We start from the raw sequence: 25,448 nt of genomic DNA on the forward strand, positions 1-25,448 counted from the left end.
CGTAGTGCGGACGCCAGTTGACGCGCGCGGCGATGCGGCGCGACTGACATGGTCGTCGGCGATGAAAGCGGGCGCGCGGCGCCACGCCGGTTCTATGCGTGTTGGGGTGTTGCTAGCGCGTTGGCTAGACTAATGAGAGGCGATGGCGCGCTCCCGCCCCGGCGCTGCCGGAGAGTGAAGGCGCCTGGCGTGCAGGCAGTTGGAAGGACATCAATTGGTGCATATTGTTTGCGTTTCCGATAATACGGCAGGTGCAGATACGCTCATTTTAGCACCGATTTCCACCGGCGCGGCGAGTGCGGCCGATTCCCACACCTGCATCAGCTGCGCCGCGACCGACACGGCGATCACCGCCGGCGCCTTGTCGCGGATGCCGGGCAGGCCGATAGGACAGGTCATGTCGGCCATGCGGGCGGCCGGAATGCCCCGTTCCTGCAGGCGGCGTTCGAAGGAGACGCGCTTGGTCGCGGAGCCGATCAGGCCAAACCAGGTGAAGTCGGTGCGGCGCAGGATGTGTTCGGACAGTTGCTGGTCCAGTGCATGGCTGTGCGTCAGCACCAGGAAGGAGGCGCCGGCCGGTGCTTCCTCGACCACCGCTTCCGGCGTGTCGGTCGCTTCGACGCGCACGTTGGCCGGCAGGACCGACGGGAACATGTCGTCGCGCTCGTCCACCCATACCACCTGGCATGGCAGCTCGGCCAGCGCGCGCACGATGGCCGCGCCCACGTGGCCTGCGCCGAACAGGTACAGGCGCGGACGGTAGGGCAGGCAGGAGTCGATCAGCCAGCGCTTGCCGTGGTCGTCGATGCGTACCTTGCAGTCGATGCCGGGGCCGGGGCGGGCCAGCATCGCGGGTCCGGGACCGCTCAGGTGCAGGCCTGCGGCGTCGTAGATGGCGGCCGGTTCGGCGCAGTCCAGCGGCACCAGGCGCCAGCTGTCCTGGCCTTCGCGCCAGCGGCGGGCCAGTGCGCCGAAATGTTCGCCGGCTTCCGGCATGATGCGCTCGAAAGCCAGGTGCACCACGCCGCCGCAGCATTGGCCCAGGCTGGGGCCGAGTGGGAAGCGTTCCAGCCTGCGCTCGGCGCGCAGGTCGCCGGGCGGCAATGTGAGCATTTCGCGGGCGATGTCGGTGGCGACCATTTCAAGGTGGCCGCCGCCGATGGTGTCGAAGGCGTGATACTGGGTGATGAGCATCTTGGCGCCCGGTTCGCGTGGCGCGGAGCCGGCGACCTGCGCCACCGTCACCAGCACGCGTGGAACAGCTTTGCTGGCGGCCGCCGTGAGGGCGGTGAGATTGAAAGGAGTGGACATGATTAGTTCGCCGCTTCCGCCGTATCCTGTACCGCAGCGCGTTCCTGCACCGCGCCGATGGCGTTGAGAATAGCCTCGCTGGTGGCCGGAGCGCGCAACGGTGGATTGAAGCGGTGGCCGCCGACGCTGGAGCAGGCGTCGCGGATCGCCAGGAACACCGAGAACGGCAGCAGCAGCGGCGGTTCGCCAACGGCCTTGGAGCGGTGGATGCTGTCCATGACGTTGCGGTTCTTGAACAGGCGAACGTTGAAATTCTCCGGACAATCCGAGACGCCGGGAATCTTGTACGTGGATGGCGCGTGCGTCATCAGCTTGCCCGCCGGGTTCCACCACAGTTCCTCGGTGGTCAGCCAGCCCATGCCTTGTATGAAAGCGCCTTCGACCTGGCCGACGTCGATGGCCGGGTTCAGCGAATTGCCGGCGTCGTACAGCGCGTCGGCTTGCAGCAGCTTCCATTCGCCGGTCAGCGTATCGACCACCACTTCCGACACCGAGGCGCCGTAGGCATAGTAGGAGAACGGATTGCCGCTCATGGTTTTCGGATCCCAGTGCAGGCCAGGCGTGGCGTAGAAGCCGTCGGACCACAACTGGATGCGCGCCATGTAGGCCTTCTGCACCAGCTCCGCGAACGGAATCGCCTGATCGCCGACGTGGACGAAGTTGGCCTCGAAGCGCACGGTGGCCGGATCGCCGTCGTGGCGCTTGGCGGCGAATTCGGCCAGGCGCTTGCGGATGGTGTTGGCCGCGTCCTGCGCCGCTTTGCCGTTCAAGTCCGCACCGGTGGATGCGGCGGTGGCCGACGTGTTGGCGACCTTGCTGGTGTCGGTGGCGGTGGCGCGCACCATGGCCAGGTCGATGCCCAGTTCATGTGCGACCACCTGGCATACCTTGGTGTTGATGCCCTGGCCCATTTCGGTGCCGCCGTGGTTGACCAGCACAGAGCCGTCCGTGTAGATGTGCACCAGCGCGCCCGCCTGGTTGAAGTGCGTGACGTTGAAGGCGATGCCGAATTTTACAGGCGTCAGCGCCAGGCCGCGCTTGAGTACCCGGCTGCTGGCGTTGAAGGCGTTGATCTCTTCGCGGCGCTTGCGGTAGCTGCTTTCTGCTTCCAGTTGCGCGACCAGGTCGTGAATGACGTTGTCGACCACCTTCTGGTTGTACTGGGTGACGTTGCGGCCTTCCTCGTCGTTGCGGCCGTAGAAGTTGATCTTGCGGACGTCCAGCGCATCCATGCCCAGGTTGCGGGCGATTTCATCGACGATGTATTCGATGGCGATCGCGCCCTGCGGACCGCCGAAGCCACGGAAGGCGGTGTTCGACTGGGTGTTGGTCTTGCCCGCCATGGCGCGGATGTCGACATCGCCCAGGTAGTAGGCATTGTCGAAGTGGCAGACAGCTCGCGTGGCGACCGGTGCCGACAGGTCGGCCGAGAAGCCGGCGCGCGAAACCATATCCACCTTGGCGGCGATGATGCGGCCGTCGTCGCCGTAGCCCATTTCGTACTCGTAGTAGAAGCAGTGGCGTTTGCCCGTTACCATCATGTCGTCGTCGCGGTCGGCGCGCAGCTTGACGGGACGGCGCAGGTGCGCGGCCGAGATGGCGGCGCAAGCGGCCCACAGAGCTGACTGCGATTCCTTGCCGCCGAAGCCACCGCCCATGCGGCGGCATTCAACCACGATGTCGTGCGAATGGCGGTGCAGGGCGTGTGCGACCACGTGCTGCATTTCGGTAGGGTGCTGGGTCGAGCAGTAGATCAGCATGCCTTTGCCTTCCTTGGGGATGGCATACGAGATCTGGCCTTCCAGGTAGAACTGCTCCTGGCCGCCTACATGCAGCGAGCCTTGCAGCTTGTGCGGGGAGCGTTCGAACGCCGCCTGCGCATCGCCTCGCGCCAGGTGCATCGGCGGCACGACGAAGGACTTGGCGTCGCGTGCTGCCTGCGGCGTCAGGATGGCCGGCAGCTCTTCATATTCGATGACCGCCTTCTTCACGGCGCGACGGGCGTTGTCGTGCGAGGTCGCCACCACGATGAAGATCGGCTGGCCGACGTATTCCACCAGGCCTTCCGACAGAATCGGATCGTCGTGGATGATGGGACCGCAGTCGTTGGTGCCGGGGATGTCCCTGTGGGTGTACACGGCCACCACGCCCGGCATGGCTTTGACGGCGTCGAAATTCATCGACAGGATGTTGGCGTGCGCCTTGGACGAGATGCCCAGCGCGGCGTGCAGCGTGCCGGCGGCTTCGGGGATGTCGTCGGTGTAGGTGGCCTCGCCGAGGACGTGCAGCACCGCCGATTCGTGCGGATGCGACTGGCCGACTTCGGCCCACGCCATCGGCACTGCGGGCGTGGCGGGCTGCGTCAGGAATGCTTCGGATTTGCTGTTCATGCTGCGACGGCTCCCTCTGCGTAGTGATAGGCGTTGATCGATTGCACCGGCTCGGCGGAATCCGGATTGGTCTCCAGCCAGTAGCGATGCAGCAGGTTCTGCGCGGTCTTCATGCGGTAGGCGGCGGTGGCGCGCATATCGCTCAGCGGCGTGTAGTCCTTCGCCAGTTCGGCCATCGCCAGCTTCAGCGTGGCTTCGTCCCAGCGTTTGCCATTGACGGCGGCTTCGGCCAACGGCGCGCGGCGCGAGGTCGCGGCCATGCCACCGTAGGCGATGTGGGCGTCGCTGACCACGCCGTCCTTCAGCGTGAAGGCGAAGGCGGCGCAGACGGCGGAGATGTCCTGGTCGTAGCGCTTGGCCAGCTTGTAGGTGCGGAAGTGGATGTCCTTGCGCGGCAGCGGAATGCGCACGGCTTCGACGAATTCGCCCGGCTGCCAATCCTTCTTCATGTAATCGAGGTAGAACTTCTCCAGCAGCATGGAGCGCTGGCCCTTATCGCTGCGGATGACGATTTCCGCGCCCAGCGCGATCATCCATGGCGCCGAGTCGCCGATCGGCGAACCGTTGGCGACGCTGCCGCCCAGGGTACCGGTGTTGCGGATAGGCTGCGAAGCGAAGCGCTGCCACATCTCATGCAGCTCTTCCTTGTAGTGCTTGCAGACCGCCTCGTAGGCGTCGTTGAGGGAGACCGCGGCGCCGATGTACAGCATGTCGTCTTCCTCTTCCATGCGGTGCAGCTCCTGCACCAGGCGCACGTAGATCATGTCGCCCAGGTTGCGCATTTGCTTGGTGACCCACAGGCCGACGTCGGTGGAGCCGGCGACGATGGTGGCGGTGGGTTTTTCCGCCCGCAGCGCGGCCAGTTCGGCCAGCGTGCGCGGTGCGTAGAAGGTCTGGCCGTCGTGGGTGTAGCTGTACATTTCGGTTCGCTGGATGGATTGCAGCGAGGCTTTCAGCGCCTCGCGGTCGAAGCCGACGTGCGGCAGCTCGCCCATGCGGCGCGCGGCGTCGATGATGGGGCGATAGCCGGTGCAGCGGCACAGATTTCCGGACAGGGTTTCGTCGACGGTCTTGCGGCATGGCGGCGTGATCTGGCCGTCCTGCTTCAGGTAAAGGCTCCACAGCGACATCGCGAAGCCCGGCGTGCAGAAGCCGCATTGCGATCCGTGGCATTCGACCAGCGCTTCCTGCACCGGATGCATCTTGCCGTCGGCCTGTTTGAGGTCTTCGATGGTGAAGACGGCCTTGCCGTCCAGCGTGGGCACGAACTGGATGCAGGAGTTGACCGACTTCATGGCCACTTCGCCGTCCGGCTGCAGCTCCGCTACCACCACGGTGCAAGCGCCGCAATCGCCTTCGGCGCAGCCTTCCTTGGTGCCGGTGCAGTGCAGGTCTTCGCGCAGGTGCTGGAGCAGGGTGCGGGTTGGGGCGCCACTTTCAACGGAGCGGACTTCGCCGCGATAGAAGAATCGAATTGGTTCAGACATGATTGCTCCGCTTACTTGGTTTGGAACTGGCGCAGGAAGTCCAGGAAGATCTGTGCCGATACTTCGGCGTCGTCCGCCGTCATGGTTTCCAGCGGGTTGTGGCTGATGCCGCCGTTGCCGCAGCGCGTGAACAGCATGGCGACGTCGGTCATGCGGGCCAGCGCCATGGCGTCGTGGCCGGCGCCCGAGGGCAGTTCGAATACTTCGACGCCGGCGCGCTCGGTGGCCGCGGCAAACTGCTTGACCAGCCACGGCGCGCAAGGCGCGGCGGGGGCCTGCATGATCTTGGTGATCTTGAGGCCGATCTGGCGGCGCGCACACACGGCTTCGGCCTGATTGAGGATGTCGGTGACGGCGGCGTCGCGCGTGGCGTCGTCGGCGGCGCGGATGTCCAGCGACAGTTTGCACGCGCCTGGGATCACGTTGACCGAACCTTCCGGCACGTGCAGCTGGCCGACGGTGCCGACCAGCGAACGTTCGCGGCCGCAGCGGTCTTCCACGTACAGCACGATTTCGGCGGCGGCAGCGGCGGCGTCCTTACGCATGATCATCGGCGTGGTGCCGGCGTGGCTGGCCAGGCCGGTCAGCTCGACCTGGTAGCGGCAGCTGCCGGCGATGGAGGTGACGACGCCGGTCGGCAGGCCTTTGCCCAGCAATACCGGGCCTTGTTCGATATGGACTTCGACGAAGGCCAGCACGTCTTCCGGCTTGCGCGCCACCGAGGCGATCTTGCTGACGTCATGCCCGGCTGCGGTCAGCGCGTCGCGCATGGTGATGCCTTGGGCGTCGGCCTTGTCCAGCAAGGCCATGTCGAACTGGCCGATGACGGCGTTGGAACCGAGGAAGGTGCTTTGATAGCGCACGCCTTCTTCTTCAGAGAAGCCGATGATCTCCAGGTCGAAAGGCAGGCGCTCGCCGCGTTCGTGCAGGTGCTTGACCACGGCGATAGGCAGCAGGATGCCTTCGCGGCCGTCGTACTTGCCGCCGTTGCGAACGGTGTCGTAGTGGGAGCCGGTCAGCAGTGCCTTGGCACCCGGCTTGTCCGACTTGTAGCGGCCGACGACGTTGCCGACCGGGTCGATAGCCACTTCCATGCCGGCTTCCTTCATCCACGTCGCCAGTTGGGCGGCGGTTTTGCGATGGGCGTCGGTCATGTAGGCGCAGGTGAGGTTGTCGGCATCGTCGCTCCAGGCGCCGATGGTTTCCGCCCATTGCATGATGGTGGCGCCGAATTGCAGCTCCACTTGCAGCAGCACGCTCAGGCGCATCTCGGCGATGCGGCCGATCTGGCGCAGGCACTCGGCCAGTTCGTCGTCGCGCTGCGAGCGCAGCCGGCGGCTGAAGGCGGCGATGATCTCCTGGCGCGACAGGCCGTTGCCGGTCGGGCCTTTGACGGCGAGGATGAAGGGGAAGCCGAACTTGCTGTTGTAGTCGGCGTTGAGCTTGTGCAGCGTCGCCAGTTCATCGGCGGAGCAGTGGGTCAGGCCGGCCTGCGCCTGTTCGCCGGTCGATTCGGCGGTCAGTTCGCCTGCCAGTGCCGCCTTGCCGGCCAACTCCGGGTGGGCGCGGACCAGGCCCAGTTGTTCTTCCTCGGTCGCTGCGCGGACCACGCCTTGCAACGCCTGCTTCAGCGCGGAGATGGTGGCGAATGGGCGCTGCGCGGCGGCGCGCTTCGGTATCCATGGCGAGTGTTCGTAGAGGCCGTGCAGCAGGGCGGTGAATTCTTCGGCGGTGCTGCGGTTCAGGTGATCTAGTGTGATTGTCATTGTTGTGCAGGCGTAGCCAGTCTCCTCTTGATATAAGGGGAATGATATATGGCGGGGGAGGCTGTTATATACGCTCGCGGCCATAACCGCATTCAGCGCGGGCTTATGGAGAGTGTTGTGGGCGTGCCACGCCCACGGCGGTTTATTTGGCGATGAGGGCCTGGGCGGCTTGCGTGACCTGGTCGCGCAGCCACTTGTGTTCCGGCGCGTGGTGCACGCGTTCGTGCCACAGCTGGTAGAAGCGCATCGTGGGGAAGCGCACCGGCACGGTGAAGGTCTTGATCGGCAGGTTGCGCTCATAGAAGCGCAGGTACTGACGCCCCGTGGTGAGCACCATGTCGGTCTGCGTCAGCATGTACGGAATCAGGCTGAAATAGGCCGATTCGACCACCACGTTGCGCTGGTAGCCCTGCTGCGCGAGGAAGGTGTCGATCACGCCGTGGAAGCCGGGCAGCGTGGGCGAGGGCGCCACGTGGGGCAGGCTTAGGTAATCGTCCAGGGTCATGTCGTTGGCGCCGGTGCGCTTGGCATAGGGCGCGTCGGCGCGCATGGCGCAGATGATGGGGTCTTCGAATAGCCGCGACAGGTGCAGGTGCTCTGGCGGCTGCTCCCAGTTACCGATCAGCAGATCGAGTTCGCCGTCGGACAGCATGCGGATTGCGTCCACCTCCGCGCCCAGGCTATGGATGATGACGCGGCTTTTGGGTGATTCGCGTCGCAAGCGCGCCACAACGTTGGGCAAAAATTGAATATCGAGGTAGTCCGGCGCGCCGATGCGGAAGGTGCGGCCTTCCTCCTTGGAGGCGAACGGCGTTTTGTGCAGGAATAGCTGTCCCACCTCGTCGAGGATGCGTTTGGCCGGCTCCTTCAGGCTCTCGCCGTGCTGGGTCGGCACCATGCCGCGGCCGCCGCGCACCAGCAGCGGATCGCCTGTGAGCTCGCGCAGTTTTTGCAGCGAGGCTGAGATGGAGGGCTGCGTTTGATCCAGTTTCATCGCGACGCGCGAAACGTTTTTCTCGCAGAGGAGCATGTACAGAATACGAATGAGATGCAGGTCTAGGTGGTCGGGTAGTTGTGCCATGTTGGTCTATCTATAACGGTGAGCCTATTTTTAATATACGGCTACTGCCATAAGAAAAGCCAGAATTAGTTTTATCGTTCGTTCCACACCATGCGTGATCTGCGCGTGGTTTTCAATCGGTCGCAGCGGAGCTTTCAACAGTTCGCGGCCAAAAGGGAAATCATCCCAATCGTCTGGAGCGCCCGCGGTGGCAGACGAGCTTAATCCAATCATGGGGACAACATGGAATTGCTCGCTTACGGCGTGGACTGGCTCAATCTATTGGTGCGCTGGCTGCATCTCATCACGGGGATAGCGTGGATCGGCGCATCCTTCTATTTCGTTTGGCTGGACAACAGCATACGCCCACCAAAGCCCGGCTCCGACCTGGCGAAGAAGGGCGTGTCCGGCGAGTTGTGGGCCGTGCACGGCGGCGGCTTCTACAACCCGCAGAAGTACCTGGTGTCGCCGGCCGAGCTGCCGTCGGACCTGCACTGGTTTAAATGGGAGGCTTACGCCACCTGGATTTCGGGCTTCTCGCTGCTGTTCATCGTCTACTACTTCAACGCCCAGGCGATGATGATCGATAAGTCGGTCGCGGACCTGACGCAGTTCCAGGCGATCGGCGTGGGCCTTGGCTCGCTGCTGGTGGGCTGGTTGTTCTACGACGCGCTGTGCCGCTCGCCGCTGGGCCAGAAGGATGGTCTGCTGGGTATCATCATGTTCGTGTTTATCGTCGCGATGGCTTATGTGCTGACCAAGTTCCTGAGCGGCCGCGCTGCCTACATCCACGTCGGCGCCATGATCGGCACCATGATGGTCGGGAATGTGCTGATGCTGATTATTCCGGGCCAGCGCAAGCTGGTGGAGGCTATGGAACAGGGCAAGTCGCCCGATCCTATCCACGGCAAGAAAGCCAAGCAGCGCTCTGTTCATAACAACTACTTCACGCTGCCGGTGCTGCTCATCATGATTAGCAACCACTATGCGATGACCTACAGCCACGCATACAGCTGGGCGCTGCTGGGCGCGATCATCGCGGCCGGTGTGCTGATCCGCCACTTCTTCAACCTGCGCCATCATGGCCGCACGGCGTGGCAGTTCCCTGCTGCCGGTGTGGCGATCCTGGCTGCGGTGGCGGTGGTGATTGCCCCGCGTCCTGCGGCTGCTCCTGCGCCAGCTATCGCCGGCGAAACTGCCGGTGCGGCCCACGCCAGCGTGTCGGCGCCAGACTTCAACCGTGTGCAAGCTATCGTCAACCAGCGCTGCGTCAGCTGCCACGCCGCGCAGCCTACGCAACCAGGCTTCGCTACCGCACCGGCCGGCATCATGCTGCACACGCCAGAGCTGATCCACCAGAACGCGGCCAAGATCAACCAGCAGGCCGTGGTGCTGAAGGCTATGCCGATCGGGAATATGACCAACATCACGCCTGAAGAACGCTCCGAACTCGGTGCGTGGTTCGCCGCCGGCGCCAACTGACAAGAAGACAGATCATGACTACTACCACCATCAATGGTTTCAACCTGACCGCCGCCCAAGTGGTCGCCGTCGCCCGCGACCACAGCATCGAAGTGAACCTGGCCGCTTCGTCGCGCGCCGCGCTGAAGGAAAGCCGCGACTACATCGAATCCACCTGGATGCACGATGAAGCGCCGATGATGTACAGCTTTAACACCGGCGTCGGCATGCTGAAGGACACCCGCGTCAAGGTGCAGGACATTGTGCTGTTCCAGACGCAGCTCATCAAAGCCCACGCCTGCGGCATGGGCGAGCCGTTCTCCGAAGAAGTCAGCCGCGCCACCATGCTGTTGCGCGCCAATGCCTTCGCCAGCAACTACTCGGCGCCGCGCGTGGAGGTGGTCGACCGCCTGCTGGCCTTCGTCAACGCCGGCATCCATCCGATCATGCCGCAGAAGGGTTCCGTCGGCGCGTCCGGCGACCTGGCGCCGCTGGCCTACCTGGCGGCCGCCATCGCCGGCTTCGACGAAGCGGAAGTGATGTACAAGGGCCGCCGCATGTCGGCGCCCGATGCGATCCGCGAATCCAAGGTTGGCCCGGTCGTCTTCGAACTGAAGGCCAAGGATGCGTCGGCGCTGATCAACGGCTGCACCGTCTCGCTGGCGGTGGCGCTGCTGGCCGCTTCCGATGCGCGCAACATGCTGTCCGACGCCTGCCTGTCGCTGGGCCTGACGCTGGAGGCGATGCGCGCCGAGATGTCGGCCTTCGATCCGCGTATTCACGAAGCGCGCCCGCATGCGGGCCAGATCAAGACCGCCGCCATCATCCGCGACCTGCTGGATGGCTCGACCCGCACCACCCACGAAGCGCGCGCGGTGCAGTTCCCGGAAGAGCTGCGCCGCACCGACATCCCATACACCGCCCGCATCCAGGACGTGTACTCGCTGCGCTGCGCGCCGCAGGTCTACGGCCCGGTGTTCGACGCGCTGGACTACATCGACACCATCCTCGACAAGGAAGTGAACTCCGCCACCGACAACCCGCTCATCTTCGGCAAGGACGGCGGCGGCTTCGAGATCATCTCGGGCGGTAACTTCCACGGCCAGTACCTGGCGCAGGCCATGGACCTGCTGGCGATGGCCGTCGCGGACCTGGGCAGCATCGTCGAACGCCGCGTCGCGCGCCTGATCGACCCGACGCTGTCGTGGGGCCTGCCGCGCAATCTGATGTCCGGCGTGCGCGGCGTGAACACCGGTTATCCGGTGATGCAATGCTCGCTCAGCTCCCTGGTGATGGAGAACCGCACGCTGTGCATGCCGGGCAGCGTCGACTCGATTCCGGCCAAGGGCAACAGCGAAGACCACGTCTCCAACTCCACCTGGTGCGCGCGCAAAGCCGCAACTGTGGTATCGAACACACAGTACATTGTCGGCGTAGAAATGTTATTGGCCTCCCAGGCACTGACCATGACAGAAAACCTGCTGCCCGGTTTTGTGCTCGGCAAAGGCACGCAGGCGGCCTACGAATCGGTGCGCAGCCAGATTCCGGCCTGCCTCGATGGCGACCGCTGGCTGCACAACGACCTTGAAGTAGCGCGCTCCTTCATTGTGAGCGGCTCGGTGCGCAAGGCAGTGGTATCGAAAATCGGCGAATTCGTTTAAACCGGCGGCACACAGCTAAGGGGAGGATCTTCAAGGGGCTACGCCGTCATTGCAGACGGCGCGTCCCGACTGTTATAGGCCATAACAGATAGCAGGTATGCCACCAGACTAATTTCACGCAGTGGCCCCTGAGATAAGGTCGATGCCGATTGTTCCCATGTTTAATCGGCGGATGACACACATAAGCAGTTAAAAATAGAACACGGAGACGTTATGTTATTTCTAGAGAAGTACTTCAAGCTGAAAGAGAATGGGACCGACGTGCGCACCGAATTGGTCGCAGGTCTGACCACCTTCCTGACGATGGCTTACATCATCTTCGTCAACCCCTCCATCCTCGGCGACGCCGGCATGCCCAAGGGCGCCGTGTTTGTCGCCACCTGTATCGCGGCCGCATTGGGCTGTCTGATTATGGGCCTGTACGCAAACTATCCGATTGCTATGGCGCCGGGCATGGGGTTGAACGCTTACTTCGCGTATGTGGTGGTCAAGGGCATGGGCATGCCGTGGGAGATGGCGCTGGGCGCGGTCTTCATCTCGGGTTGCCTGTTCCTGTTTGTCAGCGTGTTCAAGCTGCGGGAGATGATCGTCAATGGCATCCCGCATTCGATACGCACTTCGATCACCGTCGGCATCGGCCTGTTCCTGGGCTTGATCTCGCTGAAGAGCGCGGGCATCGTCGTCAGCAGCCCTGAGACGCTGGTCAAGGTCGGCGACCTGCATTCGGCGCCGACGCTGCTGGCCATCGCCGGCTTCTTCATCATCGTCGCGCTGGACCGCCTGAAGGTCAAGGGCGCGATCCTGATCGGCATCCTGGCCGTGACGGTGCTGAGCTTCTTCGTCGCCGGTAACAAGTTCAATGGCGTAGTCGACATGCCGCCTTCGCTGGCGCCGACGCTGTTCAAGCTTGATCTGATGGGCGCGATCTCGGTCGGCCTGCTGAACGTGGTGCTGGTGTTCTTCCTGGTGGAGCTGTTCGACGCCACCGGTACGCTGATGGGCGTGGCCAACCGCGCAGGCCTGCTGGTCAACGGCAAGATGGAACGCCTGAACAAGGCGCTGATGGCTGACAGTACCGCCATCCTCACCGGTTCGCTGCTGGGTACTTCGAGCACCACGGCCTACATCGAAAGCGCGGCCGGCGTGCAAGCGGGCGGCCGCACCGGCCTGACCGCCGTTGCTGTCGGCGTGCTGTTCCTGGCCTGCCTGTTCATCTCGCCGCTGGCCGGCGTGGTGCCCAACTATGCGACGGCGCCCGCGCTGCTGTACGTCTCCTGCCTGATGCTGCGCGAACTGGTCGACATCGACTGGTCCGACACCACCGAAAGCGTGCCAGCCGCCATCGCGGCGCTGACCATGCCGTTCACGTACTCGATCGCGCTCGGCGTGGCGTTCGGCTTCATCTCCTATGCGGTGCTGAAGCTGTTGACCGGCCGTGTGCGCGAAGTGCGTCCAGTGATCTGGGCGATCGCTTGCGTGTTCACCTTCAAGTTCGTCTACCTCGGCGCAGGCTGAGGCTCTAACTCCTAACGGCTGATACCTGCCGGCGCCTTCCACGGCGCCGGCGGGGACAGTCACGTCCGCATACTTTGGAAAAAAACTAAAATGAAAACGAGACAAATTCCGCAACTGTTCTGCATCGCCTTTATGAGCCTGGCCGGTTCGGTCCACGCCGCCGACTGGAGCGACACCTCGGTCAGCTGGCGCTACGGCAGCGACTACCGCGAGCCGTTCAACCCGAACGATATCGCCAAGAACATCCTGGCGCTGACCCACGTCAGCGGCTACAAGCACGGCACCAACTACTTCAACGCCGACTTCCTGATGTCCGATAAAAACGATCCGGCCTCGCTGACGCAGAAGTCCGGCGCCAACGAAGCCTACATCCTGTACCGCAACACGGTGGACCTGAGCAAGGTGACGGGCAGTGAATACAAGTTCGGCCCGGTGCGCGGGCTGGGCATCACGGGCGGCTTCGACGTCAACACCAAGAACGATGTCGGCTACAACTCGCGCAAGCGCATGTTCGTGCTGGGGCCGACTTTTATGTGGGATGTGCCGGCCGGTCACTTCAACACCAGCCTGTTCCTGCTCAACGAGAGCAACGCGCCGAGCGGCGCCTTCCCGCCGATCTCCACCGTCACTGGGCGCTATACCTACAAGACGCATGCGATGCTGTCGTCGGAATGGGGCATCCCGGTGGGTTCGCTGTGGGCCTTCGAGGGTTATGCGAACTTTATCGCGGCCAAGGGCAAGGACGAAGTGGGCAACGATACCGGCGCCGAGACGAATATCGACATGCAGCTGATGTTCGATGCGGGTGCAGCGATGGGCAAGGCGAAGAACACCTTCCGCATCGGCGTTGAGTACCAGTACTGGCGCAACAAGTTCGGCAACACCTCGGCCACCACCGGCGGCCAGGGCTACGTCGCCAAGACGCCGATGATACGGGCTGAGTACCACTTCTAAAACTATCTGCACCACGCGGGCAAAGACGGGCGGCGGGCGCCTTTCGTCTTTGCCTGGCGTGGCTCACCACAGCCTTTGGCCCGTCGATTTAAGTGTCGACTGAACGAGGTCAGCTTCACCATCCCACGGTATGTCTGAATCCATGCTGACGGTAAGCGGCGACATCATCCCGTCAAAACAATAGTTATGCCGGGTATAGAGGCACTCGCCCCAGCCGAGAGACAGCGCCCAGCAGTCAACAATCACCGTATCGTCATTCCATGTTTCTGCCGATGGAACCACAAACCCTGGGAGCGTCCCACCTGATCTTCCGACCAGACAAAAAAGATGCTTTGCCGTGCCTTCTCCCTCCCATGTAACGATCTCTACGCGTGGATGGTTCTTGCCATGGGTAAGGACATGGGCGGCGTAATAAGCGTAATTGGTGCATTCAGCCGCTTTTTTTGCGTCGACTGCAGAATAAGCCCGTGCGAGCTCTTTGGGGCGCCAACTGCGATCGAGGGAGGTGATGGGCGGCCCGATCGACTGGATTGTCGGATACCTTATCCGCAGGTATTCTTCGGATGCCTTGTCTACTGCAATATCCGGCGCAATGCATGCTGAAAAAGTGCCGACATCGTTACATGCGTAGTTTTCGCACTTCATTAAGCTGTCGAGATGTGCTTTCACCCAAGCCTTTGGCGCCACGGAGGTTCGTCCATGGACCGGAGTTGCCACAGACGAAATCATAGGAGGTGTCGATGCGACCAGCGCCGCAACATCCGCGAGGGCGCCGCCTGCCTCGTAGCGATCGCTACTTCTGTAGTCCTGCCCTTTAGATACAAATTTTTTTTCCCAAGCATGCCACTTCGCTGCGAGCTGAGGTAATTGAGTCGGATTGCTTCCACTTTTCAGGTAGGCTTTGACGGCAGTGTCAAGCGCATCAAATAAGGCGGTTGTGCGGTATTTTTTTTTGACAACCGTAGTCCAGCCAGCGTTGTCTAAAGGCATGCATACCTCCAAAGATTGAGTTGTCACTAAACACTGAGCGGGTAGTCGCCGTCCTGTGCGAAATGGAATGAGTATATTAATTAATTGTGAAAATTGCTAGTAATTAAAATAACCATGCTGTGACACTAATATTTCAAAAAGAAAGTCATTCTGTCGGCTGCGCTTACAGTAAAGCCTTGCCGCGTGCCTGGCCAGCCAAGCCGTAGCCTTGTCCAGCAGGCTTGGAACTGAATTTGCTTCTTCTGCGGGGCGGCACACCAACCAGGAGATCGCTATGAAACATTCCCCAACGAACGTGTTTTACCTGAGGCGGGGCGCGATGTACGGCGCCTTGTTATTGGCGCTAGGCCTTGCCGGTGCGGCGCAAGCCGATCCGCTGCATGTGAGCGACGGGCTGTTCGGTCCGGCAGAGTGGACGGCGTCGTCAACCAGCGGAGCGCCGGCCCGGCCCACCGTGAGCTCGTCCAGCTTCAACGTGGGCGGGCCGGGCGGCACTCGTTTCTACGTGGAGCAATCGACCGGCGGCGCGCCGGTTTCCACGCTGGGACACACGCTGAACCTGATGTACGACCTCGGCAGCTTCACCCCGGGCGCCAGCGGCAGCAGCGGATTGTTCTTTGACGTGTTCTTCCAGAACGGTAGCGCAGACTATGTCGTGCATATCACCGGCAGCGGCATCCAGTCGTTTGAAAAGAGCAGCGGTGTGCGGTCGCCGGTCAATGCTGCGGGCGGATTCGACCTGAGTTCGCCGGTGTGGTCCGCGCTCGACGCCGACGATCTGGCGTTGGCGAAGTTCCACGCCGGAAGCAGCATCGGCTCCAGTCCGAACTATTCCGCTCCGCACCTCATCGTTGAATTCGACCTTAGCGTGGACACCAGCGCCGGCGCCACACTGGCGGCCTTGCCGCCGGACGGCTTGTATAGCCCGGCGCCGTCGTTCTGGTCCGGCTCCCTGGGTGGGGCGGGGCGTCCAACCATCGTGGTGGGGTCGGCGATCTTCCAGCTTCACGCCAATGGCACGACGGCGGTGACGCCGGTGCTTGGCCCCGGAGGGCTGCCTGCGCTGCAGCCGATACCGGAGCCGGACACCTTGCTGTTGCTGGGCGCGGGACTGCTTGGCCTGTTAGGCGTCGGCCGTCGCCGCCTGTGACGTCTCGGCCAGCCAGGACTGGAAGGCCGGCAGCGGTTGCGGCCGGCTGTACAGATAGCCCTGGTAGGCGTCGCAGCCCAGCTCAGCCAGCAGTTGGCGCTGGGCCGGCGTCTCCACTCCCTCGGCGATGACATCGAGCCGCAGGCTGCGCGCCATCGCGATGATGGTCAGCACGATGGCCTGGTCGTTGGGATCGCTGGCCAGGTCGCGCACGAAGGACTGGTCGATCTTCAACTGGTCGAGCGGCAGCCGCTTCAGGTACTGCAGCGACGAATAGCCGGTGCCGAAATCGTCGAGCGAGAACTTGATGCCGATCGCCTTCAGCGCGGTCATGCTGGCGATGGTGTCCTCGATGTTTTCCAGCAGCAGGCCTTCGGTCAGCTCCAGCTTCAGGCGCGCGGGGACGATGCCGTAGCGCTCGATCGCGCTGCGCACGCGGGCGCAGAAATCGGGCTGGCGGAACTGCTTGGCGCTGACGTTGATCGACAGCACCAGCTCGCGCGTGGCCTCGTCGCGCTGCCAGTCGCGCAGCTGCCTGCAAGCCTGTTCCAGCACCCAGTCGCCCAGCAGCAGTATCAGTCCGGTTTCCTCGGCCAGCGGGATGAACTGCGCCGGCGAGATCGAGCTGCCGTCAGGCTTGATCCAGCGTATCAAGGCCTCGGCTCCGGTGGCGCGGCCGTCGGCGTCGACCTGGCCCTGGTAGAACAGCTCGAACTGCTGATGGTCGAACGCCGTCCGCAACTCGTTCTCCAGCTGGGCGCGGGCGCTGAGGGTGTCCTGCATGCGCTGGTCGAAGAAGCGCATGCCGTTGCGGCCGGCCTGCTTGGCCTGGTACATGGCGATGTCGGCCTGCATCAGCAGCTCGTCGGGGTGTTGGCGCTGCTCGTCGTGGAACAGCGTGGCGCCGATGCTGGGCGTGCTGTGGCAATGGTGCGGGCCCAGCTGGTAGGGCTGGTTCAGCGTCGCCAGGATCTTGCTGCCCAGCGCTTCGGTCTGCGCCGCCGCTTCCAGCGGGTGACGGCTCATGCCGTCGATCAGCACCACGAATTCGTCGCCGCCCAGCCGCGCCACGGTGTCGGCCTGGCGCAGGCAGGTGCGCAGGCGCGACGCCACCTGTTGCAGCAGCAGGTCGCCGGTGTTGTGACCCAGCGTGTCGTTGAGCGTCTTGAAGTTGTCGAGGTCGATGAACATCAGGGCGCCGTAGTTGCCGCTCAGCGCGCTGGCGGCCAGCACCTGGCGCAGCCGGTCCATCAGCAGGCGGCGGTTGGGCAGGCGGGTCAGCGGATCGTAGAAGGCCAGGTTCTTGATTTCATCGTTGGCCGCCTTGCTCAGCGTGATATCGGTCAGCGCGCCGACGTAGTGGGTGGTGCGGCCATCCTCGTCCCGCACGGCGGCGATGTGCAGGCGCTCGGGGTAGATTTCGCCGTTCTTGCGGCGATTCCAGATTTCACCCTCCCAGGTACCGGTGGTGGCGATGGCCTTGTGCATGGCCTGGTAGAAGGCGGCGTCGTGGCGGCCGGAACTGAGCATATTGGGGCGGCGGCCGATGACCTCGTCGCTGGCGTAGCCGGTGATGTTGGTGAACGCGTGATTCACCTGCACGATGTTGCTGTTGGCGTCGGTCACCATCATGCCTTCGGTGGATTCGAAGGCGATGGCGGCGATGCGCAGCCGGGCTTCGTGCTGGCGGCGTTCGGTGATGTCGCTGTGGGCGATGACCACGCCGGCCGCGCCGTAGCGCAGCGGCGTGACGCTCATGCTGAACCAGCGCTGCTGGCGCGGCGTGTGGCAGGCGTATTCGAGTTCGAAACTGGGCACCTCGCCGCTCAGCACCTGTTCGATGCCGGTGCAAGCCCGTTGTGCGCAATCGGCGTCGTCGCCGGTCGTCGCGCGGCAGACGGCCAGATAGTTGCTGCCGATGTCGGCGCAGCCCAGGTGGCCGGTGTTGTCGCGGGCAAAGTTGCGCCAGGCTTCGTTGATGGCCAGGATGGTGCCGTCCCGGCCCAGCACCACCACCTGGGCCGGCAGCGCATCCAGGATGGCGCAGGCGAAGTGATGGCAAGCCTGCGGCAGCGGGCTGGGGACGGAGTCAGGCAGTGCGCCGCGCGGCGCGCCGTTGTGCCATGGGCATGCCGGCCGGTCCGCATGCAGTGGGTGGGAGTGGGGGTGTTCCATGTAGCCGCCTTGCCGATGTGATTTGAAGATGACATGCAGCGTATCGATTTACATCAAGAAAAAAATTGATGTAGATCAAAGAAGAGGCGTTAAAGTTGCTTGAGGCAAACGCTTGCAAATGGTAAGCGTCAGGCGGCGGCCTGTATGGCGCCGGCCAGCACGTAGCGGTTCTTGCCGTGCCGCTTGGCGAGGTAGAGCGCCTCGTCGGCCCGTTTGTAGCTGACCGACAGGTCGCAGTCCTTGTCAAATTCGGCTATGCCTATGCTGACGGTGCGTGGCGGATGGGCGGCGGCGCGCACGCCGTCCAGTAACGCCGTGGCGAAGTCCAGCGCGTCGGCCGCCTCGCCGTGGAACAGCACGCCGAATTCCTCGCCTCCCAGCCGTCCCGACAGGTGGCCCATGCCCAAGCTGTCGATCACCGCAGCCGTGTGGATCAAGACCTCGTCGCCGGCGTCGTGGCCCAGCGTGTCGTTGATCTTCTTGAAGTCGTCGATGTCTATCATCAGGAAGAACAACGGTTTGTTCGACGGCAGTTGTTGCGCGCGGCGTGCTTCCAGCGTGAATTTGCGGCGGTTGAACAAGCCGGTGACGACATCCTTGTAGGCGATCTCCGCCAGCTCGCGCCGCGCGCGGTGGCTGCGCACGCGCAGATTGAGGAAGTAGGCGTGCAGATAGATCGCCATGGCGAAGCTGCTGCCCATGACCAGCAGTGACAGATTGAAGCTGAGCTCGCCAGGCCGGGCCGGGAAATTGCCGATGGTGAGAATGGCCCACACGCCGACGGCGGCGCCGATGTAGTTCAGCATGCCGCCGAAGATGGGCGCGGCCGACAGCGTCAGCACGGTGCCCACCGGCAGCACCCAGAACGTCGGGTCGGGGCAATAGGCGGTCAGCAGGCGGAAGGCGAAGGCGGTGGACGTGGTGCCGATGATGCCGGAGATGACCAGCGCCTTGACGGACGGGGCGCGCAGCGAGATCAGCAGGCTGAGCAGCATACCCGGCAGGCCGAACAGCACGCCGGCCTGCAGCGTCTGGCCGCTGGCCGCAAGCATCAGCGCCGCCACGAACCAGCTCAGCAAGCCTACGCTCTGGGAAATGATGGCGACCGGCCGCAATTCCGAGAAGAACAGTTGCTGTTCGTCGTGGTCGCCGCCGTAGTAGGAATAGGGTAGTAGTTTGCGCATGCAGTCTCAAGGCCGTCCCGTGGAGGGCATTGAGTATACTTGTTAGTTTGCCCACATCCCAGCGAATTCCGGAAATGTGGGCAAATATTTAAGCATTACATGCGTGGTTCGCCGGTATTGCTATTGACGGCGATGGACTGGCCCGGAGGCGTGCTCATCTGCACACGGTGTTCCTGGCCCCGGTAGTTGTACGTCACATCCCAGTACTCAGGCTTGGGATTGCTGACGTTTTCGCAGCGGCGCACGTCGCGTGCATAGCTTTGCTGGTTACTGTTGTTGGCCATGTTGTTGCCGATGGCCGCACCCGCCACCGCGCCGCCGGCCGTGGCCACATCGCGTCCCGTGCCGCCGCCCACCTGGTGGCCCAGGATGCCGCCGATCAGGGCGCCGGCGATGACGCCGCCGACATTGTTGCCGCTACGGGCAGGTTCGGTCACCTGCTGGCGTTCGACCCAGCAGCGTTGTTCCGGCGTGCCGACCACGGCGCGTACCGAGGTCACAGGCACATCGACCAGGCGCTCCCTTGGACGGCGGCGGTATTCATAGGTCGGCTGCGGCAGCGGCGCCGGCGCTTCGTTGGCGTAGCTGTCGCGCTTGCCCACCGGGCGAACCGACGAGATGCGGTCGTTCATGCCCATGCCGGCCAGCGACTCGTAGCTGCCGTGGCGCAGCACCATGCAGTTGCCGCGGAAGTTGGCGTCGTCGCAGACTTCCCACTGGCCGCGGTCGACCACGACGGACGAGGCGCGGTCGTTGAAGCCGTTGCGTGTGAAGTCGCGCACCTGCTGGTTGGCGGTGAAGGTGCGGCCGCGCCAGCCGTCATGTTCGTAAAACGTGATCTGGGCCATGGCTTGCGACGCCAGCGTCAGGGTGGCGATGGCCATTGCGATGTTGAGGGGCTTGTTCATGTTTCATCCTTTTATAGTTATTCGAGCACCTGCACAATGCCCCCTTTGCGGCGGGCTATCTGTGCGGTCGACAACATAAGAGGATAGTGACTATCACGGCAGGGTGAGGATCACCTTGACGCTGTCGTCCACGGCGGACTTTTCAATGTAGCCGATGGCGTTGGGATCGGCGGCGATGGCTTTCTTGACTTCGGCCGTCGAATGCAACTCGGCCGGCATGACGCCCTTGCCGGTGAAGATGATCTTGGCCCAGGCCGCCTTGACCTGGGAGACATCCTTGCCGGACAGCTTTTGGTAGAACTCGGCCCGGATCGGCGACTTTTCCGCCTGGTCCAGCGGCACGAACATATTCGACTTGCCCAGGAAGAATTGCGAGGCCTGGTCGGAGAACATGCGGCTGGCCGGGTTCTTGGGATTGACCACCACCACGATCTCGGTGCTGGCGGCCGTGGCGCTCAGGAGCGCGGCGCAGACGAAGGCCGCCGGGACAATAATTTTGCGCATAAAAATCCCTCCGTATTAAAAGACGATCTGCCAGGAAGCGGCCAGCAGATTGGCGTCGCCGGTGAACTGGAATTTGGATTTATCCTTGATCTTGTCGAATTGAACCTTCAAGGCTTGCGAGGTGGTGTAATCCCAGCGATAGCTGAGCGACGTGGTGGCGTGTTTTTCGGTGCCGGTCGGCCAATACTCGGCACGTTCCTGGAATTGCGACCAGGAAAGCATCCATGTGTGTTTATCCATCTTATATCCGCCCGAATAAGACTGGGCGGTGTAGGTGTTTTTGACCGACGGCCGGTTGATATAGTTAATCTCGCTGCGGACCAGCCAGTTTTTATAATCCATATTCAGGGAAATGCCGTAAAACGCCTGGCCCACGTCGTTGACGAAGTCGCCGTTCTGGCCCGTCATGACCAGCGAGCGCACGCCGTTGACGACGGCATAGCGCTCGACCACCGTGTGCATGTAGACGCCGCGTATGCTGAAGATGTCGTTGCTGGCGTCGACGTAGCCGCCGATCATTTTCTTCCAGCTCTCGTCGATGCGGCTGCTGTAGTACAGGTTGCCGAGCAGTTCGTTGTCGGTGCTTTTGCGGCGGCCCACCCAGGCGTTGGCGGTGTAGGTCCAGTCGCCGACGTTGTTGGTGTACAGCAGGTTGGCGCCGTCGTAGGAATAGATCTGCCAGGCGTACAAGTCCTGCGACGGCCGCACCCAGGGATAGGCGTAGCCGACGTACATGTAGTCCGAGTAGTAGTACAGCGGCAGCCGCTTGCGGCCGGCCTGCAGGGTCAGGTTTTCCGAGATCTTGTAGCTGCCGTAGGCCCAGTCGGCGTTGACCGAGCTGTCGGCGCCGCGCGCGACCACCTGCACCGTGGCCGACAGCTCGGGCGTGAATTTGAAATTGCCCTGTACCCCGGCCAGGGATTCGGGTTTGACATCGGTCTTGCGGTATTCGTACACGCCGGCATATTCATAATTGCCGGCAAAGCAGGGACACTGGTAGCTGTATCCCGGCTGGGCATTTAATTGATAGGGAGTGGGACCGGAAGCACTGCCGCTTAAAACCCGGCCGACGGTCAATTGTGCGAATCCGCTGAAACTGCTGTCGACGGCGAACGCCGGAGATGAAAGGATGGTCAATATGGTTAATGCAGGAAATTTTGCAAATCGCATCGTGCTTCCCCTTTGTTAGATTTTCTGCTTTTTAATTTACTATTGAAAAAATAAAAGGGCAAGAATATTGACTGGAGTGTCTTATTTAGGTATTGAGCAGTTATTAATATTAACTATTTATATGGTTTTCACGGTTCGACCGAATGGGCGCGTTTCAGGCAGCGCAGCACGAAGGTCGAACGGCTGTGACGCAGGCCCGGCAGCTTGTACAGCTTGCGGCGCAGGAACTCCTCGTAGCCCGCCGTGCCGGCCACCGCCACCTTGATGAGGTAGTCGTATTCGCCGGTCAGCAGGTAGGCTTCCATCACTTCCGGCAGGTCGGCCAGCGCCTGGCCGAATTTCTCGAAGATGTCGTCGTCATGGCGGTCCAGCGTGACTTCGATGATGACCGTGTCCGGGTAGCCCAGCGCGGTCTGGCTGAGCAGCGCGGTGTAGCCTTCGATCATGCCGCCGTCCTCCAGCGCCCGCACGCGGTTCCAGCACGGCGTGGTGGACAGGCCGACTTTCTCCGCCAGCTTGGTGTTGCTGAGGCGGCCGTCGCGGCGCAGTTCGCGCAAGATCTTGCGGTCGAGTTCGTCGATTTCCATGGGATGTACCTGTAAAAGATGAATATTCTTCATATTTTACAGTGAGTGGAAGAATCTACTGGCATATCCCATGAATCGAGCAAAACAAGGAAGCCTATTTTGCAGCTTCCCGGATATTCTGGTTGCATGAATACCACACAAAAAAGCTACCGATTTTGCGTCGAGCAGGACGCCCCCATCGCCACGCTGGAAGCGGTGCTGGCGATTGTGCGCCGGCTCGGATTGGAACTGCGCAGCTTGCGCACCACCTTGCATCCGCAGGGCATGGACGTGCAGATCCGGCTGGCCGCGGACGATGAGGAACCGCTGACGCTCTGCCGCATGCGGCTCAACAACGTGGTGGGGATATTGGCGGTGCGGGAGATGCCGTCGCTGGTGGCATCCCCCGAACGGATGGCGGCTAGCCGGTGATGTAGGTGTACTTGAACAGGAACAGCGCGGCGATCACCCACACCACAGGCTTGACCTGGCGCGCCTGGCCGGTCAGCAGCTTGAGGCCCGCGTAGGTGATGAAGCCGAAGGCGATGCCGTGGGCGATGGAGTAGGTGAACGGGATCACCAGCGCGGTGATCGCGGCCGGCACGCTCTCTGTGGTGTCGCTCCAGTCCACGTCGACCAGGTCGCGCAGCATCAGGCAGGCGACGAACAGCAAGGCCGGCGCCGTGGCGTAGGCCGGCACCACGCCGGCGATCGGGGCGAAGAACAGCGCCGCCAGGAACAGCAGCGCCACCACCAGCGCCGTCAAGCCGGTGCGGCCGCCGGCCTGCACGCCGGCCGCGCTTTCCAGGTAGGCCGTGGTGCTGGACGTGCCCAGCACGGAGCCGGCGACGATGGCGCAGCTGTCGGCCAGTAGCGCCTTGTTCAGGCGCTTCATCTTGCCATCGACCAGCAGGCCGCCACGGCTGGCCACGCCCATCAGCGTGCCCGTTGCATCGAACAGTTCGACCAGGAAGAACACCAGCACCACATTGAACAAGCCCAGCGAGGCGGCGCCTTTCAGATCGAACTGGAACAAGGTCGGCGCCAGCGAAGGCGGCAGCGACATGAAGCCGTGGAAGGTATTCCCGCCGAAGAAGAAGCTCATGATCGTCACCACCACGATGCCGATCAGCAGCGCGCCCGGCACGCGCAGGCGGTCCAGCGTGACGATCAGCAGGAAGCCGAACACGGCCATGATGGTTTGCGGCTTGTGCATATCGCCCACGCGCACCAGCGTCTCCGGGCTGGCGACCACCAGGCCGGCGCTCTTCATGGCGATCAGCGCCAGGAACAGACCCAGGCCCACGGTGATGGCGACCCGCAGCGAGTGTGGTATGCCGTTGACGATCAATTCCCGCACCTTGAACACGCTGACCAGGATGAACAGGCAGCCCGAAATGAACACGGCGCCCAGCGCCGACTGCCATGGCACGCCCATGCCCAGCACCACGGCGTAGGCGAAGTAGGCGTTCAGGCCCATGCCCGGCGCCATGCCGATCGGGTAGTTGGCGTACAGGCCCATGATGATGGTGCCCAGCGCGGCCGCCAGGCAGGTGGCGACGAACACGGCGTCCTTCGGCACGCCGGCGTCGCCCAGGATGGCCGGGTTGACGAAGATGATGTACGCCATCGTCAGGAAGGTGGTGATGCCCGCTACGACTTCGGTGCGGACGTTGCTGCCGTGCTCAGTGAGCTTGAAAAATTTGTCGACTGGCGACATGTGCGTTCTCCCTGATTGCGTCGAGGCCGAAGAATATCACGGGGTGGGGATTCTTCGCGGAATTGCTTCTTGCACGGAAAGATGTAAAAATGAAAAAAACCAGAATAAAACGCCATCTTTCGCTTTCTTCCCCAGCACAGCGTACAGGCCACCATTATGGAACTTCAGCCGCAGCAATCGGGCCGCACTCTGGTGCTGAGCCCCGCCGGGCGCATCGACCATACCCATGCCGATGCCTTCAAACTCGCGCTGGACCCGCACCTGCGCGACTGTACCAAGGATGGCGTGGCGCTGGTGATCGATTTCAGCGGCGTCAACTACATCAGCAGCATAGGCTTGCGCGCCTTGATGGTGGCGATCAAGCAGGTCAAGCCGCAGGGCGGGCGCATGGTGCTGGCGGCCTTGCAGCCGCTGGTGCTGGAGGTGTTCACCATCAGCCGCTTCGATCTGCTGTTTGAAATTTTCCCCGACCGCGCTGCGGCGCTGGCGGCCGTCGGCGGCGCCTCATGAAGGCGCGCATCTGGGGCGCGCGCGGCTCGCTGCCGGTGGCGCTGAACCACAAGCAGATTCGCGCCAAGCTGGTGACGGCGCTCGAAGGCGCCATCGGCAGAGAGCTCGATACGCCGGAAAAGGTGGCGTCGTATATCGACAACGATTTAGGCTTCGAAGTGCACGGCACTTACGGCGGCAATTCCAGCTGCGTGGAAGTGGAGGCCTGGAACCCGGACACGGTGCACGAGCACATCATCCTGGACCTGGGCTCGGGCGTGCGCGCGCTGGCCGGCGCCAAGCTGGCGCGCTACGGCCCGGCCAAGCCGCAGACCTATCATGTGTTCATGTCCCATCTGCACTGGGACCACATCATGGGCTTCCCGTTCTTCACGCCGGCCTACATACCTGGCAACCGCATCATCATCTACGGCTGCCACCAGGAGCTGGAGACGGCGTTTCGCCGCCAGCAGGAGCCGATCAGCTTCCCGGTCGGCTTCCACCAACTGGGCGCGACCATCGAGTTCGTGCAGATGGAACCCGGCGTACCGCTGCAACTGCGCGACGTTACCATCACCGCCAAGCTGCAGCTGCACGCCGGCGATTCCTACGGCTATCGCCTGGAGCAGGGCTGCAAGGCCATGGTCTACAGCACCGACTCCGAACACAAACTCGATAACGCCGCCGAACGCGTGGCCTTCGTCGACTTCTTCCGCGACGCCGATCTGGTGATCTTCGACGCCATGTACTCGCTGGCCGATTCGATCTCGGTCAAGGCCGACTGGGGCCACTCCAGCAACGTGGTCGGCGTGGAGCTGTGCCAGCTGGCGGGCGTGCACCAGCTTTGCCTGTTCCACCACGAGCCGATCTACGACGACGCGCAAATCGCCCGCGTGCTGGCCGAGACGAGGCGCTATGCCGAGATCACCGGCGAAGCGCCGCTGGACATCGTCTCCGCCTACGACGGCATGGAAATCGAACTGTAAG

21 protein-coding genes are annotated in these 25,448 nt (G+C 62.9%); 8 read left to right on the top strand and 13 right to left on the bottom strand.

Annotated elements, in window-relative coordinates:
• Positions 1-210 precede the first annotated feature (210 nt).
• The 5 genes from xdhC to GEV02_RS01980 all read right to left on the bottom strand — a co-directional run bounded on the left by xdhC (position 211) and on the right by GEV02_RS01980 (position 8,035).
• Entirely contained in the window at positions 211-1,311 is a 1,101-nt protein-coding gene (gene xdhC, locus GEV02_RS01960; protein WP_152836260.1) for a xanthine dehydrogenase accessory protein XdhC, read from the bottom strand.
• A gap of 2 nt (positions 1,312-1,313) precedes the next feature.
• Entirely contained in the window at positions 1,314-3,701 is a 2,388-nt protein-coding gene (gene xdhB, locus GEV02_RS01965; RefSeq protein ID WP_152836261.1) for a xanthine dehydrogenase molybdopterin binding subunit, read from the bottom strand.
• A complete protein-coding gene (xdhA, locus tag GEV02_RS01970) occupies positions 3,698-5,188 on the bottom strand; it encodes a xanthine dehydrogenase small subunit (protein ID WP_152836262.1) in 1,491 nt (496 codons plus the stop codon). The genes xdhB and xdhA overlap by 4 nt, the downstream gene beginning before the upstream one ends.
• Before the next feature lie 11 nt (positions 5,189-5,199).
• On the bottom strand, positions 5,200-6,954 hold the full coding sequence (locus GEV02_RS01975) for an allantoate amidohydrolase (RefSeq protein ID WP_152836263.1): 1,755 nt from the start codon (positions 6,952-6,954) through the stop codon (positions 5,200-5,202).
• A gap of 142 nt (positions 6,955-7,096) precedes the next feature.
• Positions 7,097-8,035, bottom strand: coding sequence for a LysR family transcriptional regulator (locus GEV02_RS01980; protein ID WP_152836264.1), 939 nt, complete (start codon positions 8,033-8,035; stop codon positions 7,097-7,099).
• A gap of 222 nt (positions 8,036-8,257) precedes the next feature.
• Between GEV02_RS01980 and GEV02_RS01985 the strand changes: the two genes are divergently transcribed.
• From GEV02_RS01985 to GEV02_RS02000, 4 genes are all read left to right on the top strand, one after another.
• The gene (locus GEV02_RS01985) at positions 8,258-9,496 is read left to right on the top strand and encodes a urate hydroxylase PuuD (protein WP_152836265.1); all 1,239 of its coding nucleotides are present in this window, start codon (positions 8,258-8,260) and stop codon (positions 9,494-9,496) included.
• A gap of 14 nt (positions 9,497-9,510) precedes the next feature.
• Positions 9,511-11,136, top strand: a complete 1,626-nt coding sequence (locus GEV02_RS01990; protein ID WP_152801226.1) for an HAL/PAL/TAL family ammonia-lyase — start codon at positions 9,511-9,513, stop codon at positions 11,134-11,136.
• Positions 11,137-11,349: 213 nt separating this feature from the next.
• Positions 11,350-12,651, top strand: coding sequence for an NCS2 family permease (locus GEV02_RS01995; RefSeq protein ID WP_152836266.1), 1,302 nt, complete (start codon positions 11,350-11,352; stop codon positions 12,649-12,651).
• 90 nt (positions 12,652-12,741) lie between these two features.
• Positions 12,742-13,605 (top strand): outer envelope protein, encoded by an 864-nt coding sequence (locus tag GEV02_RS02000; RefSeq protein WP_152836267.1) that lies wholly within the window; start codon positions 12,742-12,744, stop codon positions 13,603-13,605.
• 63 nt (positions 13,606-13,668) lie between these two features.
• On the opposite strand, the gene GEV02_RS02005 is transcribed toward GEV02_RS02000, so the two are convergent.
• Positions 13,669-14,595 (bottom strand): hypothetical protein, encoded by a 927-nt coding sequence (locus GEV02_RS02005; protein ID WP_152836268.1) that lies wholly within the window; start codon positions 14,593-14,595, stop codon positions 13,669-13,671.
• Positions 14,596-14,869: 274 nt separating this feature from the next.
• Between GEV02_RS02005 and GEV02_RS02010 the strand changes: the two genes are divergently transcribed.
• Positions 14,870-15,745 (top strand): PEP-CTERM sorting domain-containing protein, encoded by an 876-nt coding sequence (locus GEV02_RS02010; RefSeq protein ID WP_217433109.1) that lies wholly within the window; start codon positions 14,870-14,872, stop codon positions 15,743-15,745.
• On the opposite strand, the gene GEV02_RS02015 is transcribed toward GEV02_RS02010, so the two are convergent.
• The 6 genes from GEV02_RS02015 to GEV02_RS02040 all read right to left on the bottom strand — a co-directional run bounded on the left by GEV02_RS02015 (position 15,719) and on the right by GEV02_RS02040 (position 22,273).
• Positions 15,719-17,920, bottom strand: coding sequence for a putative bifunctional diguanylate cyclase/phosphodiesterase (locus tag GEV02_RS02015; RefSeq protein WP_152836269.1), 2,202 nt, complete (start codon positions 17,918-17,920; stop codon positions 15,719-15,721). The genes GEV02_RS02010 and GEV02_RS02015 overlap by 27 nt on opposite strands.
• Positions 17,921-18,048: 128 nt before the next feature.
• On the bottom strand, positions 18,049-19,104 hold the full coding sequence (locus GEV02_RS02020; RefSeq protein WP_152836270.1) for a GGDEF domain-containing protein: 1,056 nt from the start codon (positions 19,102-19,104) through the stop codon (positions 18,049-18,051).
• Positions 19,105-19,199: 95 nt separating this feature from the next.
• The gene (locus tag GEV02_RS33660; RefSeq protein ID WP_152836271.1) at positions 19,200-20,012 is read right to left on the bottom strand and encodes a beta/gamma crystallin-related protein; all 813 of its coding nucleotides are present in this window, start codon (positions 20,010-20,012) and stop codon (positions 19,200-19,202) included.
• A gap of 93 nt (positions 20,013-20,105) precedes the next feature.
• Positions 20,106-20,516 (bottom strand): type 2 periplasmic-binding domain-containing protein, encoded by a 411-nt coding sequence (locus GEV02_RS02030; RefSeq protein WP_152836272.1) that lies wholly within the window; start codon positions 20,514-20,516, stop codon positions 20,106-20,108.
• Between the two features lie 15 nt (positions 20,517-20,531).
• Positions 20,532-21,473: a hypothetical protein gene (locus tag GEV02_RS02035; RefSeq protein WP_328595689.1), complete on the bottom strand. Its 942-nt coding sequence runs from the start codon at positions 21,471-21,473 to the stop codon at positions 20,532-20,534.
• Positions 21,474-21,814: 341 nt separating this feature from the next.
• Complete coding sequence (locus tag GEV02_RS02040) at positions 21,815-22,273, bottom strand: Lrp/AsnC family transcriptional regulator (protein WP_008448759.1); 459 nt, start codon at positions 22,271-22,273, stop codon at positions 21,815-21,817.
• A gap of 126 nt (positions 22,274-22,399) precedes the next feature.
• On the opposite strand from GEV02_RS02040, the gene GEV02_RS02045 reads away from it, so the two are divergent.
• On the top strand, positions 22,400-22,684 hold the full coding sequence (locus GEV02_RS02045; protein WP_152836274.1) for an ACT domain-containing protein: 285 nt from the start codon (positions 22,400-22,402) through the stop codon (positions 22,682-22,684).
• Here the strand turns inward: GEV02_RS02045 and GEV02_RS02050 are convergent.
• On the bottom strand, positions 22,674-23,972 hold the full coding sequence (locus GEV02_RS02050; RefSeq protein WP_152836275.1) for an NCS2 family permease: 1,299 nt from the start codon (positions 23,970-23,972) through the stop codon (positions 22,674-22,676). The two genes, GEV02_RS02045 and GEV02_RS02050, sit on opposite strands and share 11 nt — an antisense overlap.
• A gap of 156 nt (positions 23,973-24,128) precedes the next feature.
• On the opposite strand from GEV02_RS02050, the gene GEV02_RS02055 reads away from it, so the two are divergent.
• Positions 24,129-24,482: an STAS domain-containing protein gene (locus GEV02_RS02055; protein WP_152836276.1), complete on the top strand. Its 354-nt coding sequence runs from the start codon at positions 24,129-24,131 to the stop codon at positions 24,480-24,482.
• Complete coding sequence (locus tag GEV02_RS02060; RefSeq protein WP_152836277.1) at positions 24,479-25,447, top strand: MBL fold metallo-hydrolase; 969 nt, start codon at positions 24,479-24,481, stop codon at positions 25,445-25,447. The genes GEV02_RS02055 and GEV02_RS02060 overlap by 4 nt, the downstream gene beginning before the upstream one ends.
• Position 25,448: the final 1 nt, after the last annotated feature.

The organism is Rugamonas aquatica (genome assembly GCF_009380215.1).
In the GTDB taxonomy this organism is placed as follows: domain Bacteria; phylum Pseudomonadota; class Gammaproteobacteria; order Burkholderiales; family Burkholderiaceae_D; genus Rugamonas; species Rugamonas aquatica_B.